Genomic DNA, 15,726 nt, shown 5'->3' with positions numbered 1-15,726 from the left:
AAGTCAGACTTAATCGTCCCCAGGTCTTGAATTTGTCGGACCTAATGCGTTTCATAGCGTCCATGCAGCAGATGCGAACCCCCCACGTCGTCGTGGTCATGGGCGTCGCGGGCACCGGGAAGACCACGATCGGTCCCCTGCTCGCGGCCGCCCTCGGCGTTCCGTACGCCGAGGGCGACGACTTCCACCCTCCGGCCAACATCCACAAGATGACGGCCGGGACCCCGCTGACCGACGACGACCGTTGGCCGTGGCTGGACTCCATCGGCGAGTGGGCGCACGGCAGGGCCGGGCTCGGCGGGGTGGTGAGCAGTTCGGCACTGAAGCGGTCGTACCGCGACCGGCTGCGTGCCGCCGCACCCGATGTGGTCTTCGTGCACCTCACCGGCGACCGGGCCCTCATCGAGGAACGGATGGCGCACCGGCAGGGCCACTTCATGCCGACGGCACTGCTCGACTCCCAGTTCGCCACGCTCCAGCCGCTCGAAGCGGACGAGGCGGGCGTCGCGGTGGACGTCTCCGGCACCCCGGAGCAGATCACCGCCCGCGCTGTGGCGGCACTCGGCGACCTCGACGGCCCCGAGACACTCCGCAGCCCGTAGCCCGTAGCTACCAGCCCTGGAAAGTCCCCCTCCAGACCCCTGAAGTACTCCAGAAGACAAGGGAACCACCGTGACCAGACTCAGCGTCGAGATGCTGGCAGCGGACACCGTCGAGCCGATCACCTCGGCCGGCCATGCCCAGCTGGGCATCGCCGTGCTGGCGGGCATCGCGCTCATCGTCCTGCTGATCACCAAGTTCAAGCTGCACGCCTTCCTCGCCCTGACCATCGGCTCGCTCGCGCTGGGCGCCTTCTCGGGCGCGCCGCTCGACAAGGCCATCGCCAGCTTCACCACCGGGCTCGGCTCGACGGTGGCCGGTGTGGGTGTCCTGATCGCCCTGGGCGCGATCCTCGGCAAGCTGCTCGCCGACTCCGGCGGCGCGGACCAGATCGTCGACACGATCCTGGCGCGGGCCTCGGGCCGGACCATGCCGTGGGCGATGGTCCTGATCGCCTCCGTGATCGGCCTGCCCCTGTTCTTCGAGGTCGGCGTCGTCCTGCTGATCCCGGTCGTCCTGATGGTCGCCAAGCGCGGCAACTACTCCCTGATGCGCATCGGCATCCCGGCGCTCGCGGGCCTGTCCGTGATGCACGGCCTGGTCCCTCCGCACCCCGGTCCGCTGATCGCGATCGACGCGGTCGGCGCCAACCTCGGTGTGACACTGGCGCTCGGTGTCCTGGTCGCCATCCCGACGGTGATCATCGCCGGTCCGTTGTTCTCGAAGGTCGCGGCCCGCTGGGTGGATGTGCCCGCCCCCGACCGGATGATCCCCCAGCGCCCCTCGGAGGACCTGGAGAAGCGTCCCGGTTTCGGTGCCACCCTCGCGACGATCCTGCTCCCCGTCGTCCTGATGCTGTCCAAGGCGCTGGTCGACATCATCATCGACGACCCCACGCACATGGTGCAGCGTGTCTTCGACGTCGTCGGCTCCCCGCTGATCGCCCTGCTCGCCGCCGTTCTCGTGGGCGTCTTCACGCTGGGCCGCCCGGCCGAGTTCTCGAAGGAACGCATCTCGCGGATCGTCGAGACGGGCCTCGCGCCCATCGCGGGCATCCTGCTGATCGTCGGCGCCGGCGGCGGCTTCAAGCAGACGCTGATCGACTCCGGGGTCGGCAAGATGGTCCTGGACATCTCCGAGGACTGGTCGATCCCGGCCCTGCTGCTCGCCTGGCTGATCGCGGTGGCGATCCGGCTGGCGACGGGCTCGGCGACGGTGGCGACGGTCTCCGCGGCCGGCCTCGTGGCCCCGCTCGCGGCCGACATGTCGACGGCCCACGCGGCCCTTCTCGTCCTGGCCATCGGTGCCGGTTCCCTCTTCTTCAGCCATGTCAACGACGCCGGATTCTGGCTGGTCAAGGAGTACTTCGGCCTGAACGTCGGCCAGACACTCAAGACCTGGTCGGTCATGGAGACGATCATCTCCGTGGTCGCGGGCGGCCTGGTACTGCTGCTGTCACTCGTGATCTAGGGGTACGGGAATGACTGGACGTACAGGCATGAGTCACCCTCTGTTCGACATCAGCGGCCGGACGGCCCTGGTCACCGGGTCCAGTCGGGGCATCGGCCTCGCCCTGGCCCGGGGACTGGCCGAGGCGGGCTGCACGGTCGTCCTCAACGGGCGCGACGGGGACCGGTTGGCGAAGGCCGCCGCCGAACTGGCCACCGAATCCGGGGACATCCACACCGCCTCGTTCGACGTCACCGACGGCCCCTCGGTCGCCGCCGGTATCGCGGACATCGAGGAGCGGGTCGGCCCGCTCGACATCCTGGTCAACAACGCCGGCATGCAACTGCGGGCCCCGCTCCTGGAGTTCAGCGACTCCGACTGGCACCGCATCCTCGACACCAACCTCACCAGCGCGTTCCTGGTGGGCCGGGAGGCGGCCCGCCGGATGACGGAACGCGGCCACGGCAAGATCATCAACATCTGCTCGGTACAGAGCGAGGTGGCCCGCCCGGGCATCGCGCCCTACACGGCCACCAAGGGCGCGCTGAAGATGCTCACCAAGGGCATGTGCGCGGACTGGGGCCCGCACGGAGTCCAGGTCAACGCCCTCGGCCCCGGCTACATCGAGACGGAACTCACCCAACCTCTGGTCGACGACCCGGAGTTCAGCGCCTGGGTGCGCAAACGCACGCCGGCCGGGCGGTGGGGGCGTACGGAGGACCTGGTGGGCGGGGTGCTGTTCCTCGCCTCCCCGGCGGCGGACTTCGTCGGCGGCCAGGTGCTGTACGTCGACGGCGGCATGACCAGCGTCCTGTGACGCGGACACGAAATCGGACAGGAAAGGTGTTCTCCCGATGCTCGGTTGCGTGATCCACGGCGAGGGCGACCTGCGGGTCGACGAGTTGCCGGTGCCGTCCCCCGGCCCCGGCGAGGCGCTGGTGGCGGTCAGGTACGGCGGAGTGTGCGGCTCGGACCTGCACTACTGGCGGCACGGCGGGGTCGGCGACTTCCGTCTCAAGGAGCCGATGGTGCTGGGCCACGAGGTCGTCGGGACGGTCGTCTCCTACGGTGACGGTACGTCAGGCCCCGCCGTGGGTACGCCGGTTGCCGTGCATCCGGCGACCCCGTGCGGGGTGTGTCCGGAGTGCGCGTCCGGTCGGCGCAACGTCTGCCGGGACACGCGTTACCTCGGCAGCGCCGCCCGCACACCCCACGTCCAGGGCGGCTTCGCGGCCCGACTGGTCGTCCCCGCAGAGCAGTTGAGGCCCGTACCGGCGGGCCTGCCACTGCACCTGGCCGCCCTGGCCGAGCCCTTCTCCGTCGCCCTGCACGCCGTGGGCCGGGCCGGGGACCTGTCCGGCAGGCACGTTCTCGTCACCGGCGCCGGGCCCATCGGGTGCCTGGTCGTCGCGGCGGCGAAGGCGGCAGGCGCGGCCCGGGTGACGGTCACGGACCTGCTCCCCCAGGCCCTGCGCTACGCGGCCGTCGCGGGCGCCGACTCCGTCGTACGGGCGGACGATCCCGGCGATCCCGGGTGGCCGGCCGAGGTGGACGTGGCCGTCGAGGCGTCGGGGGTCGCCGCCGGGCTGGACACCTGCCTGCGTCTGGTGCGCCGGGGCGGCGTCGTCGTACAGCTCGGCCTGCTGCCGCCGGGGCCCAGCCCCTTCGCGGGCAACCTCGTCGTCACCCGGGAGATCGAGCTGCGGGGTGCGTTCCGCTTCGACGCGGAGTTCGACGACGCGTTGGCCCTGCTGGCGGCTGAGCCGGCCCTCGACGGGTTGGTCAGCGCGGTGGTCCCGGTCGAGGAGGCGGAGGCGGCGTTCACGCTGGCGGCGGATCGGGGGCGGTCGTGCAAGGTGCTTCTTGATTTTGGTGGGGGGTGAGTTTTGGGTGGGGCGGTGGGTGTGTGGGGTGCGGGGTGTTGTCCCTGGGGTGCCTTGGCCGCGGGTCCGCTGTGGCTCGTCGCGCCGTTCCCCGCGCCCCCATCAAGGACCCGACAGGCCCGGGAGTGCCCTAGCCGCGGGGCCGTCGCGGCTCGTCGCGCCGTTCCCCGCGCCCCCATCAAGGACCCGACAAGCCCCGGAAGTGCCTTAGCCGCGGGGCCGTCGCGGCTCGTCGCGCCGTTCCCCGCGCCCCCATCAAGGACCCGACAGGCCCGGGAGTGCCCTAGCCGCAGGGCCGTCGTGGCTCGTCGCGCCGTTCCCCGCGCCCCTTCAGGGCGCCCGGCACCGGATCGTCGGTTCAGGGGCGCCACAGCGGATGCTCGCTCTCCGCCCACTCCTTGCTCACCGAGCCCGTTCTGAGGCCCCGGCGGGCCTCGGGGTCGCCCAGGGCCATGCCGATGTGGCCGGCCAGGACGATACCGATGGTGAGCGCCAGCCAGTCGTGGACGAAGGTCGCGCCGGTGCGCCACATCAGCGGGGTGAGGTGGGTGAACCACATCAGCAGACCCGTGCCGAGCATGACCAGGGTGGCGCCCGCGATCCAGGACGCGTAGACCTTCTGGCCCGCGTTGAACTTGCCCGCCGGGCGCGAGACGCGGCGCTTGTCACGCCGTAGGGCCGCGCGCAGCCAGACGCGGTCGTGCGGGCCGAAGCGGTTGAGGAAACCGAGGTCCGCTCGGAAGGCGCGGGAGGCCAGGCCCGCCAGGAGAGGCACGGGCAGGGCGAGGCCCGCCCACTCGTGGACGCGGACCACCAGTTCGCGGCGGCCGACCAGTTCGGCGAGTTGGGGGAGGTAGAGGCAGGCCGCTGTAACCACGCACACGCCCATCAGCGCGGCCGTCGCGCGGTGCACCCACTTCTGGGAGCGGCCGAAGCGGCGTACCTCCGTGGCGGAGGGCGCCGGGGCGTCAGCTCGTAGGCTCATCGTCGCGTCCGTTCGATTTACCGACCCAGGCGTCGATGTCGTAGCCGCGGTTCTCCCAGTAGCCGGCCCGCACGTCCTCGGTGACGGTGATGCCGGAGAGCCACTTGGCGGACTTGTAGAAGTACATGGGGGCGACGTAGAGGCGGACCGGGCCGCCGTGGCTGTGGCTCAGGTTCTTGTCCTGCATGCGCAGCGCCACGATGACGTCCGCGCGGCGCGCCTGGTCGAGGGTGAGGCTCTCGCTGTAGGCGCCGTCGAAGCAGGTGAAGCGCACCGCTCCGGCCGAGGAGCGCACTCCCGCCGCGTCCAGGAGCCGGGACAGCCGGACCCCTTCGAAGGGTGTGCCGGGGACCCGCCAGCCCGTGACGCACTGGACGTCCTTGACCATCCTGGTCTGGGGCATCGCCCGCAGGTCCGCCAGGGTGTAGGTGGCCGGTCTGTCGACGAGACCGTCGATCTTCAGCTGGTAGTCGCCCGCGTCCTTGTGGGGTACGGAGGACGTCACCGAGTAGTAGCGGAAACCGCCGCCGTTCGGGAGCAGGCCGGTCAGTCCGGTGGGGTCGTTCTCCGCCGCGCCGGCGAGGAAGGACTCCATGCCGCGCTGGAGGACGGGCGCGGCGACCACGCCCAGGGCGCCGAGGCCGAGGGTGCCGAGCAGGACCCGGCGGCCGATGGGCGTACCCCGGTCCTGCCCGTCGCGTTCTTCGGCTGCCCCGGGTCGCTCGGACGGTTGGGGTCGGGGTCGTTCGGAGTTCACGTATCCATTCGAACACCCGCGACCCCTGTCGAGCCAGGGATCGCGGGTGCTCGTCAGACTTCCGTAACCGCTTCTCACCCGGTTCTCAGGTGGCGGCCCCGGAAAGGGTGCTCAGGAGGCCGCCTCCGCGGACTCCGCCGACTCGGCCACCTTCTCCAGCTGGAACGCCTCGTTGCCGAGCCCGATCCGGGCGTGCGTCTCGGGCTTGCGGGCGCGCAGCACCACACCCTGGACCAGGCCGACGACCACGGCGGCGCCGATGATCCCGGGGAGGAGCCAGTTGAGGTAGGAGTCGGGGCCAGTGCCGACCAGGACGTCGAAGTCCCTGATCGTGTAGCCGGCGATGACGAGCAGCGCGATGCCGGCCAGCGCGGACGTCACCAGCCGCCAGGCCTGGGCGCCCACGGCGCCGCGACGGGCGAAGAAGGCGATGACCGAGACGGAGGCCGCCGCCATCAGCACGATCACACCCAGGGCGCCGATGTTGCCCAGCCAGGTGAACAGCTTCAGCACGGGAGTGGTCGGGTCACCCACCGGTCCGTCGTCGGACACCGCGAAGGCGGCCACGACCAGCACGGCCACGCCGGTCTGCAGGAGCGAACCGGTGCCGGGCGCGCCGCTCGCGCCGGTGGTACGGCCGAAGGTCGCGGGCAGCAGTCCCTCGCGGCCCATGGCGAAGGCGTACCGGGCGACCACGTTGTGGAAGCTGAGCAGCGCGGCGAACATGCCGGTCACGAACAGGACGTGCAGGACGTCCGTGAAGGTACCGCCGAGCCGGGACTCGGTGAGGGAGAACAGCAGTCCGGCGCTCTCCTTCTGCGCGGTGCCGACGATCGCGGAGGGGCCCGCGGCGACGGTGAACGCCCATGAGCTGATCGCGAAGAACACGGCGACGAAGCTGACGGCGAGGAACATCACGCGCGGTACCAGGACGTGCGGCCGGCTCGTCTCCTCGGCGTACACGGGGGCCTGTTCGAAACCGGTGAAGGCGGCGATGCAGAAGCACAGGGCGGTACCGACGCCCGCGCCGGTGAGGGTGTCGGGGTTGAAGGCGTGCAGCGACAGCCCCTCCTTCGACGGGTCGGCGACGGCGGCGATGTCGAAGATGACGACGAGGACCACCTCGATGACGATCAGCACGCCGAGCACCCGCGCGTTGACGTCGATCTTCAGCAGGCCGAGCGCGCCGACGGCCAGCGCGGCCAGCAACGCCGGTATCCACCAGGCGACTTCGGTGTCCAGGTAGGTGGAGAACAGGCTGGAGACCTCGAACCCGAAGATGCCGTAGATGCCGACCTGGAGGGCGTTGTAGGCGACCAGTGCGAGCATCGCGGCGCTCGCCCCGGCGGTGCCGCCGAGGCCGCGCGAGATGTACGCGTAGAAGGCGCCCGCGTTGTGGACGTGGCGGCTCATCTCGGCGTACCCGACGCTGAAGAGGACGAGGACGACGCCGAGGAGGACGAAGAGCAGGGGCTGGCCGACGATGCCCATCACCGCGAATGTGGTGGGCATGACACCTGCAACCACCATGAGAGGAGCGGTCGCGGCGAGCACGGAGAGGAGCAGCCCCCCGGTGCCGAGGCGGTCCGCGCGCAGGGCGCGCTCCTGCCCCTTGAAGGTACTGATGCCGCTGTCTTCGGCACTGGGTCTGCTGGTGCTCGAACTGCCCGTCGTCATCGCGGGGTTGTCCTTTCGGGCGTACGGAAATTTTCACTGGTGCGTGATCGGTGACGCGTGATCAGTCATGCCTGTTCAGCCATGCCTGTTCGGTCGTGCCTGTTCGGTCGTGCCTGTTCGGTCGTGCGTGAAGCGTGTGGGGCGTTACACCGTGCCGAGCGCGCTGTCGCGGGCGGCACGGAAGGCGGTGTGCGGGTCGCGGTCCGGGTAGGACCACGGGACGGGCGTCTGGTGCGGGCCGATCCGGTGGAACAGGGCCGCGGCCTCCGCGCCCCGGCCCTCGCAGAACTTGGCGTGGGCAAGGAAGTTGAGGTCGACCAGGCGGCGCGGATGGTCGTCGCGCTCCCACTCCAGCCACCAGTCGAACGCGGCCTTCATCACCTGGCGGGCCCGCCGTCCGACCCAGTGCCCGGAGGACGCCGGGTCGGCGGACTCCAGGCCGGCGGCGGCGAGCACGCGGTAGCGCTCGGCGTGCGCGACGACCGGCAGGATCGCCAACGGCGAGTCCGCGGGGGCCTGTTCGACAGCCCAGTTGGCGAAGTCGTACACCTCGTGCAGCGGATCCTGGCCGTCGACGGTACGCCGCTCGGCGAGGCGCGCGACCATCAGATGGTGGGCGTGATGGTGGTCCGGGTAGCGGTGCCGTACCTCGTCGAAGAGCTGGACGACGGTCTCCTCCAAGCCCATCCTCCGCTCCAGCAGGAGCAGCCCGAGCCAGGGCGTGGGGTCGGCGGGAGCGAGCGCGGCGGCGGCATGGCAGGCGTCGCGGGCCCGGACCGGCTTGTCCTTGCCCACCAGGGCCCGCTGGACGGTGGCCACGGCGAGCAGGACGGAGGCGTCGGCGGAGTCGGGTTCGGCCAGCAGCCAGTCACGGGCCCAGGCGGCGGTGCCGGATTCCAGGGCGAGGACGGTGACCCGGTGCCCCCGGCGGTCCCAGTCGTCGCCGGTGGTGGTGAGCAGCGCGCGGACGGCCTGCCAGCGCCCCTGGGCCAGAGCGGTGCGCGCGGCGACGAGTTCGGTGTCGTCGAGCGCGGCGTCGAAGGCCTGGGCGGCACGTTTACGGCCCCGGCCCAGGGGTGGTGGAGGTGGAGACACCGCGGGGAACTTCCTCACACGACGCGGTCTGCGGACGGCGATCATTCGACTGCCATCGGTTGATCACGGACAGCAAACCCTCCACGAATGCTTCACGTCAAGGCCGGATCTGCATACGACACGTGTCAATTACGCATCTGTATAGGACAGTTGACCTGGCGGCCTGACAGAACACGGCAGGCCCCATCAATACCGCAGCGATGACGTTAAGTCGCGAAAGAGTCACCATGCGGACGCGGACCGACCGCCGGCTCCACGATTCCGTCACATCCCCGGGGCAGGACCGGTCGAGGACGGCTACAGTCGGCCTTTACCACACCCCATACCCCGCCCCGTCATCGAGGTACGTCGCGTGTCCGTTCTGGTTCTGACTCTCGCCGTGAGCGCCGCCTGCTGTCTGGGCCTCGGCTTCGTCCTCCAGCAGAACGTGGCGCGACAGGCTCCGCTGAGCGACTTCCTCTCCCCGCGCCTGCTGCTCGACCTGATGCGGGTGCCGCGCTGGCTCGGCGGCATCGGCCTGATGGTGGCGGGCATGGTGCTGGGCGCCGTCGCACTGAGCCAGGGCGAGGTGTCCCTGGTGGAGCCCCTCCTCGCGACGAACCTGCTCTTCGCGCTCGCCCTCTCCCGCAAGCAGACCAGGCAGCCGCTGGGCCGCCAGGGCTGGACGGGCCTGCTGCTGCTCGCCGGCGGGGTGACGGCGTTCATCGTCGCGGGCGAACCGCGCGGCGGCTCGGCCGTCACGGACCCCTGGCGTCACTGGCTGATCATCGGCGCCATGCTCGGCGTCGCCCTGCTCCTCACGACGTACGCGAAGCGATCCCGGCTCAGCGCGGGCCCCGTTCTCCTGGCCCTGGCGGCCGGCCTCCTCTACGGCGTGCAGGACGCCCTGACGCGGGTCAGCGGCCAGCGCTTCTCGGAGGGCGGCCCGGCCCACCTCCTCACCGGCTGGCAGCCGTACGGCGTACTGCTTCTCGGGCTCACCGGCCTGATCCTGGTCCAGAGCGCCTTCGAGACCGCTCCCCTGCGCATGTCCCTCCCCGCCCTCACGGCGGCCCAGCCACTGGCCGGCATCATCTGCGGCGTCGGCTTCCTCGGCGACCGGCTGCGCACCGACACCGGCGCGCTGGCATGGGAGGCGGCGGGCCTCGCGGCCGTGGTCATGGGCATCGTCCTCCTGGGCCTCCACCCGGCGATGCCGAGCGGCTGCGCACCGAGGGCGATGGGCTTGGATGGCGGACATGAGCACTCACTCCCCCGAGAGCACTCCCGCTGAACCCACCGGCCCCTCCGAATCCACCGATGCGGCTGTTCCCGCCGTTTCCTCTGCCCCCGCCGCCCCCGCTGATCCTGGTGACCCCGCTCACGAGATCCTCGACATCGTCGACGAGAACGACGTGGTCGTCGGCCGGTCCCCGCGGGGCGAGGCGTACGCGCGCGGGCTGCGCCACCGGTGCGTCTTCATCCAGGTCAGGGACGCCCGGGGCCACATCTTCGTCCACCGCCGCACGGCCACCAAGATGGTCTTCCCCTCCCTGTACGACATGTTCGTCGGCGGAGTCGTGGGCGCGGGCGAGTCGTACGACACGGCGGCGCTGAGGGAGGCCGAGGAGGAACTCGGCGTCGCGGGACTGCCCCGTCCCGAGCCCGTCTTCCGGTTCCTGTACGACAACGGCGCGGGCCAGAGCTGGTGGTCGGCGGTGTACGAGGTCCGCTGCGAGCTGCCGGTCCACCCCCAGGTGGAGGAGGTCGCCTGGCACGCGTTCCTGCCCGAGGACGAGGTGGAGCGGCGGCTGGGCGAGTGGGAGTGGGTGCCGGACGGCCTGGAGGCGTACCGGCGCCTCCGTGCGTACCGCTCGGCCGGCAACCCGTAGAATTCCGGCACGTGATCGATTTCGCACGGAACGTCCGCCTCTGGTTCACCCCCCAGGAGATCGGCGACGAGGGCCGCACCCCCGACTACCGCTTCTCCCTGGCCAACGAACGCACCTTCCTGGCCTGGCTGCGTACCGCGCTCGCGCTGATCGGCGGCGGGTTCGCCGTGGACCAGTTCCTGCCCGACCTGCGGTGGGGGTGGCGGGTGGGGCTGGCGCTGGCGCTGCTGGCCGCCGGGGTGTTGTGCTCGCTGCGGGCCGTCAACCACTGGGTGCGGTGCGAGCGGGCGATGCGGCGGGGCGAGGATCTGCCGGTGTCCCGTTTCCCGGTGCTGCTGAGCCTCGCGGTCGCCGTGGTCGCGGTCGCCATGGTGGTCGTCGTACTGGCCCGGGGGAACGGGTGAGCGAGCCGGGCGGACGCGGAACCGAGGTGCGGGATCCCGGGCTGCAACCGGAGCGGACCCGGCTGGCGTGGCGGCGTACGACGCTGTCGAGCACCGTCGCCGCCGTGCTCGCCGGGAAGAGCGCGCTGCACGGCGAACCGTCGGCGGCCGGGATCACCGTATGCGCGGTGTGCTGCGTGCTGTGGCTGTGGTTCCTGACCGTCGCCCACCGGCGGATCCGGACGCTCGCGACGACGGCGGACCAGGGTCCGCCGCGACTCGCCGCCCGGCACGCCACCGCCGCCGCCCTGTGCACGGTCGCCCTGGCGGCGTGCGGGGCGGCGCTCGTCCTCTGACGCCGGACCCCGCCGACTCGGACCGTCAGGCCGTCAGGCCTCCTCGGCCCAGTCCACCGTCACCACGATCTTGCCCCTGGTACGGCCCTCCGCGTTCAGCCGGTGCGCCTCCGCCGCGCGTTCCAGGGGGAACGTGTCGGACACGTGCAGCGAGACGACATGCTGCTCGGCCAGCTCGGAGAGGTGCGCGAGGTCAGCGGCGTCGGGGCGTACGAAGTAGTACCGGCCGCCGAAACCGACGACGTCCGGGTCCGCGATCGACACCAGGCGGCCCCCGGGAGCCAGCAGCTCGACGGAGTCCCGCAACGTGTCGCCACCGACGGTGTCGAACACGGCGTCGACGCCGCCCGGGGCCAGTTTCCGCACCCGGTCGGCCATGCCCTCGCCGTAGGTCACCGGGACACCGCCCAGTTCGCGCACGAAGTCGTGGTTGTGCACGCTGGCGGTGCCGATGACGTGCGCCGCGCCCAGGTGCCGGCGGGCCAGCTGGACGGCGACGGAGCCGACCCCGCCCGCCGCCGCGTGCACCAGGACGGTCTCGCCCGTGCGGACGCGGAGCGACTTGGCGAGCACCTGGTAGGCGGTGAGTCCGACCAGCGGCAGCCCGGCCGCCTCCTCGAAGGAGAGGTTGCGGGGCTTGCGGGCGAGGGTGCGGACCGGGGCGGCGACGTACTCGGCGAAGGTGCCGCGCGAGAGGAAGTCCTCGCGTACGTAGCCGATGACCTCGTCACCCACGGCGAACTCGGTGACGGAGGGGCCCGGACGGACCACGACCCCCGAGACGTCCCAGCCCGGTGTCACGGGGAAGACGGTGTCCAGGAGGCCGTCGAGATAGCCCTCGCGGCACTTCCAGTCCACCGGGTTGACCGACGCCGCCCGCACCTTGATCAGCACGGAGTCGGGCCCGACCTTGGGTTCCGGGGCGTCCTGGTCGAACTCCAGGACGTCGGGACCGCCGTACCGGCTGTAGGTGATGGCTTTCATATGTCTGGTCCTCCGGTTTCCTCATGCCCGACCCTCCGGGGTGCGCGGACGCCACGCAAGTCGAATGGCCGGATATGTACGTATCGCGTGGGAGCCTGTCCGACGTCACCACCCGCACTTCCACCACTTCCGTACCCTCGATTGCCCGAAGGCGAGCATCATGAGCACCCCCACCCTTCACCGTGAACACCCGTCCCACGAGCACGCCCACGGCCCGGACTGCGGTCACACAGAGGTGCCGCACGGCGACCACGTCGACTATGCGCACGACGGTCATCTGCACCGCGCGCACAGCGACCACTGGGACGAGTGCGAGCCCGTCGGCCACGTGGCGCACGAGACCCACGACCATGTGCACGGGGACGGCTGCGGGCACCCCACCGTGCTGCACGGCGGCCATGTCGACTATCTGCACGACGGCCACCGCCATGCCGCGCACGACGGCCACTGGGACGACCACTGACCGTTTCCGGCCACCGGAACCGCACCCCGCCCTACCCTGCCGGCGTCTCCTTCCGCACACTGGAAGCGAGACGCCGGTCACTTTTCGCTCACCCACTGGACGACATACCGACCGGTCGGCATCATGAGGCAGGTCCTGTTTCCGTACGCGTAGGAGCGATGATGCCCCCGGACGACCTGCCAGGTCTCGATCTCGACCGGCTGCGCGGCCTGCTCGACGGCGAACGCCCCGGACTCGTGCACGGCCCCCTGACCGGCCGACTGATCGAGGGCGGCCGGTCGAACCTCACCTACGCGGTCACGGACGGCACCACCCGGTGGGTCGTACGACGTCCTCCGCTGGGCCATGTCCTGGCCACCGCGCACGACATGCGGCGCGAACACCGGGTGATCAGCGCCCTGCACACCACCTCCGTACCGGTCCCGCGGCCCGTGCTGCTGTGCGAGGACGAAGCGGTGCTCGGATCCCCGTTCTACGTCATGGAGTTCGTGCCGGGCACGCCGTACCGTACGGCCCAGCAGCTTGCCCCGATCGGCCCCGCGCGGACCCGGGACGTGGTGCTCTCGCTGGTGGACACCCTCGTCGAGCTGCACGCGGTGGACCCCGCCGAGGTGGGCCTCGCGGACTTCGGCCGGCCCGAGGGCTTCCTCGACCGGCAACTGCGGCGCTGGGGAAAGCAGTTGGACGCCTCCCGCAACCGCGACCTGGCCGGCATCGACGAACTGCAGGCGGCGCTCGGCCGAGCCCTGCCCCAGTCGTCCGCCCCGGCGATCGTGCACGGCGACTACCGGCTGGACAACGTCCTCATCGACACGGACGACAGGATCACGGCGATCCTCGACTGGGAGATGTCGACGCTCGGCGACCCGCTCACCGACCTGGGCCTGCTGGTGATGTACAGCATGCCGCTGGGGGCGCCCGACTCCCCCGTGTCCACGACCGCCGAGGCCGCCGGACATCCCTCCCCCACCGAGCTGATCGAACGGTACGCGGCGCGCTCGGGGCGCGACGTCTCGGCGGTCGCCTGGTACACGGCGTTCGCCTGGTTCAAGCTGGCCGTGATCCTGGAGGGCATCCACTACCGCTACACGCTGGGCCAGACGGTCGGCGCGGGCTTCGACCGGATCGGGGACCTGGTCCCCGTGTTCATCGAGCACGGCCTGACCACACTCCACACAGGTCTCCAGGAAGGCTGATCCGTCATGGACTTCGCGTTCGACGCGCGCACCGAGGAACTGCGCGCCAAGCTCCTCGCCTTCATGGACGAGTACGTCTATCCGGCGGAGGCCGTGGCCGAGGAACAGCGGGCCGCGCTGGCCTCGCCGTGGGACACCCCGGCCGTGGTCGAGGAGTTGAAGGCGCGGGCCCGTGGCCAGGGCCTGTGGAACCTCTTCCTGCCCGACGCCCGGCACGGCGCCGGCCTCACCAACCTCCAGTACGCCCCCCTCGCCGAAATCACCGGCCGTTCCCCGCACTTGGCGCCGACCGCGCTGAACTGCGCGGCGCCGGACACCGGCAACATGGAGGTACTGGCGCAGTTCGGCGACGAGCAGCAGAAGAAGCAGTGGCTGGAGCCGCTTCTCGCGGGCGAGATCCGCTCGGCGTTCGCGATGACCGAGCCCGAGGTGGCCTCGTCCGACGCGACGAACATCGAGACGCGGATCCGGCGGGACGGCGACGAATACGTCATCACGGGCCGTAAGTGGTACATCTCCGGGGCGATGAACCCCGACTGCCGGATCTTCATCGTCATGGGCAAGACCGACCCGGACGGCACCGACATCCGCCGCCAGCAGTCGATGATCCTGGTCCCCCGGGACACGCCGGGTGTCACGGTCAAGCGGGCGATGCAGGTGTTCGGCTACGAGGACCACTCCCACGGCGGCCACGCCGAGGTGGTCTTCGACGAGGCGCGGGTGCCGGCCGCGAACCTGATCGGCGAGGAGGGCAGCGGCTTCGCCATCGCGCAGGCGCGGCTGGGCCCCGGCCGTATCCACCACTGCATGCGGCTGATCGGGATGGCGGAGCGGGCCGTCGAGCTGATGTGCCGCCGGGCCGTCTCCCGCACGGCGTTCGGCAAGGCGCTGGCCCAGCAGGGTGTGGTCCACAACTGGATCGCCGACGCGCGGGTCACGGTGGAGCAGCTGCGGCTGCTGGTGCTGAAGACGGCGTGGATGATGGACACGGTGGGCAACAAGGGGGCGCACGCGGAGATCCAGGCGATCAAGATCGCTACGCCGCGTGCGGTGGTCGACATCATCGACAAGGCGATTCAGCTGCACGGCGCGGGTGGGGTGAGCCAGGACTTCCCGCTGGCGGAGCTGTGGGCGAGTGCGAGGACGCTGAAGCTGGCGGACGGTCCGGACGAGGTGCACCAGCGGTCGCTGGCTCGGCGTGAGCTGAAGAAGTACCTGTAGTTGTTTCGCCCCCGCCGCCCCTACCCGTCCCATCCCGTTCCTGGGGGCTGCCGCCCCCAGACCCCCGCTTCGGCCTGAACGGCCTCGTCCTCAAACGCCGGACGGGCTGAAAATCAGCCCCTCCGGCGGTTGAGGAGCGGGGGTTCGGGGGCGGCGGGGGCGAGGAAACCGCTCCTACGGCCGCAGCGCGCGCAGCAGCAGGTCCGCCAGTTGCTCCGCGACCTCCGTCGGGGTCAGCGGGCCCTCCGGGCGGTACCACGTCGACAGGTGGTGGATGGAACCGAAGTGGTAGTCCACCACCAGGTCCGCCGAGGTCGCCCGGGAGAAGACACCCGTCTCCTGGCCCTCCTCGATCAGCGCCCGGAAGCGCTCGTGGTACCGGCGCCGTTCCGCCCGCACCTGCTTGTTCTTCTCCGGGCTCAGATGATGCATCGAGCGGAAGAAGATCATCGCGTCGTCGAGGTTCTCGATGGTCGTGACCACCACGTCCGCCGCCGCCCGCCGCAACCGCTCCTCCACCGGCGCGTCCGCGTTCGCGAACGCGTCCAGCCGCTCCTGCTGGACGCGGAGCACGCGCGCGTACACCTCGTGCAGCAGGTCGTCCTTGGAACCGAAGTAGTGGTACAGCGCCCCCTTGGTGACACCGGCCGCCTCGACGATCTCCTGCACGGACGTGCGGTCGTACCCCTGTTCCGCGAAGAGCCGGGTGGCGGCGGCCAGCAGCCGCTGCGGGACGGGCGTACCGTCGCCGTCCGTCGTCCTGGGCACTACCGCCACCAGCCTTCCCATACGTTTCACCGAAAGTC

17 protein-coding genes are annotated in these 15,726 nt (G+C 70.9%); 11 read left to right on the top strand and 6 right to left on the bottom strand.

The window, feature by feature from the left end:
• The first annotated feature begins 62 nt into the window (after positions 1-62).
• From PV734_RS04660 to PV734_RS04645, 4 genes are all read left to right on the top strand, one after another.
• Positions 63-602: a gluconokinase gene (locus PV734_RS04660; protein ID WP_319288823.1), complete on the top strand. Its 540-nt coding sequence runs from the start codon at positions 63-65 to the stop codon at positions 600-602.
• Between the two features lie 70 nt (positions 603-672).
• Entirely contained in the window at positions 673-2,070 is a 1,398-nt protein-coding gene (locus PV734_RS04655; RefSeq protein ID WP_319288822.1) for a gluconate:H+ symporter, read from the top strand.
• Between the two features lie 28 nt (positions 2,071-2,098).
• Positions 2,099-2,866, top strand: coding sequence for a glucose 1-dehydrogenase (locus PV734_RS04650; RefSeq protein ID WP_319288821.1), 768 nt, complete (start codon positions 2,099-2,101; stop codon positions 2,864-2,866).
• Positions 2,867-2,903: 37 nt separating this feature from the next.
• Positions 2,904-3,932 carry an L-idonate 5-dehydrogenase gene (locus tag PV734_RS04645; RefSeq protein WP_319094182.1) on the top strand — a complete coding sequence of 343 codons (1,029 nt, stop codon included), beginning with the start codon at positions 2,904-2,906 and terminating at the stop codon, positions 3,930-3,932.
• A gap of 358 nt (positions 3,933-4,290) precedes the next feature.
• Here the strand turns inward: PV734_RS04645 and PV734_RS04640 are convergent, their stop codons facing one another.
• The 4 genes from PV734_RS04640 to PV734_RS04625 all read right to left on the bottom strand — a co-directional run bounded on the left by PV734_RS04640 (position 4,291) and on the right by PV734_RS04625 (position 8,446).
• A complete protein-coding gene (locus PV734_RS04640) occupies positions 4,291-4,917 on the bottom strand; it encodes a cytochrome b/b6 domain-containing protein (RefSeq protein WP_319094183.1) in 627 nt (208 codons plus the stop codon).
• Entirely contained in the window at positions 4,901-5,674 is a 774-nt protein-coding gene (locus PV734_RS04635; protein ID WP_319288820.1) for a molybdopterin-dependent oxidoreductase, read from the bottom strand. The genes PV734_RS04640 and PV734_RS04635 overlap by 17 nt, the downstream gene beginning before the upstream one ends.
• A 111-nt stretch (positions 5,675-5,785) precedes the next feature.
• A complete protein-coding gene (locus PV734_RS04630; RefSeq protein ID WP_319094185.1) occupies positions 5,786-7,351 on the bottom strand; it encodes an APC family permease in 1,566 nt (521 codons plus the stop codon).
• Positions 7,352-7,495: 144 nt separating this feature from the next.
• The gene (locus tag PV734_RS04625; protein WP_319094186.1) at positions 7,496-8,446 is read right to left on the bottom strand and encodes a hypothetical protein; all 951 of its coding nucleotides are present in this window, start codon (positions 8,444-8,446) and stop codon (positions 7,496-7,498) included.
• Positions 8,447-8,798: 352 nt separating this feature from the next.
• Between PV734_RS04625 and PV734_RS04620 the strand changes: the two genes are divergently transcribed.
• Genes PV734_RS04620 through PV734_RS04605 form a run of 4 tightly spaced genes read left to right on the top strand, consistent with a single transcriptional unit; the run spans position 8,799 to position 11,056 of the window.
• Positions 8,799-9,719, top strand: a complete 921-nt coding sequence (locus tag PV734_RS04620) for a DMT family transporter (protein ID WP_319288819.1) — start codon at positions 8,799-8,801, stop codon at positions 9,717-9,719.
• Complete coding sequence (locus tag PV734_RS04615) at positions 9,676-10,317, top strand: NUDIX hydrolase (RefSeq protein ID WP_319288818.1); 642 nt, start codon at positions 9,676-9,678, stop codon at positions 10,315-10,317. The genes PV734_RS04620 and PV734_RS04615 overlap by 44 nt, the downstream gene beginning before the upstream one ends.
• An 11-nt stretch (positions 10,318-10,328) precedes the next feature.
• Complete coding sequence (locus tag PV734_RS04610) at positions 10,329-10,721, top strand: YidH family protein (protein WP_319094189.1); 393 nt, start codon at positions 10,329-10,331, stop codon at positions 10,719-10,721.
• Positions 10,718-11,056 (top strand): DUF202 domain-containing protein, encoded by a 339-nt coding sequence (locus PV734_RS04605; RefSeq protein ID WP_319094190.1) that lies wholly within the window; start codon positions 10,718-10,720, stop codon positions 11,054-11,056. The genes PV734_RS04610 and PV734_RS04605 overlap by 4 nt, the downstream gene beginning before the upstream one ends.
• 33 nt (positions 11,057-11,089) lie before the next feature.
• Here the strand turns inward: PV734_RS04605 and PV734_RS04600 are convergent, their stop codons facing one another.
• Positions 11,090-12,040, bottom strand: coding sequence for an NADP-dependent oxidoreductase (locus PV734_RS04600; RefSeq protein ID WP_319094191.1), 951 nt, complete (start codon positions 12,038-12,040; stop codon positions 11,090-11,092).
• Positions 12,041-12,200: 160 nt separating this feature from the next.
• Here PV734_RS04600 and PV734_RS04595 point away from each other — a divergent pair, with 160 nt between their 5' ends.
• From PV734_RS04595 to PV734_RS04585, 3 genes are all read left to right on the top strand, one after another.
• Positions 12,201-12,503, top strand: coding sequence for a hypothetical protein (locus PV734_RS04595; protein WP_319094192.1), 303 nt, complete (start codon positions 12,201-12,203; stop codon positions 12,501-12,503).
• Positions 12,504-12,664: 161 nt separating this feature from the next.
• Positions 12,665-13,699 (top strand): phosphotransferase family protein, encoded by a 1,035-nt coding sequence (locus PV734_RS04590; protein WP_415924156.1) that lies wholly within the window; start codon positions 12,665-12,667, stop codon positions 13,697-13,699.
• Positions 13,700-13,705: 6 nt separating this feature from the next.
• Positions 13,706-14,920 carry an acyl-CoA dehydrogenase family protein gene (locus PV734_RS04585; protein ID WP_319094194.1) on the top strand — a complete coding sequence of 405 codons (1,215 nt, stop codon included), beginning with the start codon at positions 13,706-13,708 and terminating at the stop codon, positions 14,918-14,920.
• A 174-nt stretch (positions 14,921-15,094) separates the two neighbouring features.
• Here PV734_RS04585 and PV734_RS04580 read toward each other — a convergent pair whose 3' ends face one another.
• The gene (locus PV734_RS04580) at positions 15,095-15,688 is read right to left on the bottom strand and encodes a TetR/AcrR family transcriptional regulator (protein ID WP_164408821.1); all 594 of its coding nucleotides are present in this window, start codon (positions 15,686-15,688) and stop codon (positions 15,095-15,097) included.
• Between the last annotated feature and the right edge of the window lie 38 nt (positions 15,689-15,726).

This window comes from Streptomyces sp. AK08-02, from assembly GCF_033795085.1.
Lineage (GTDB): Bacteria > Actinomycetota > Actinomycetes > Streptomycetales > Streptomycetaceae > Streptomyces > Streptomyces echiniscabiei.
This window is presented reverse-complemented; position numbering and strand designations above follow the sequence as displayed.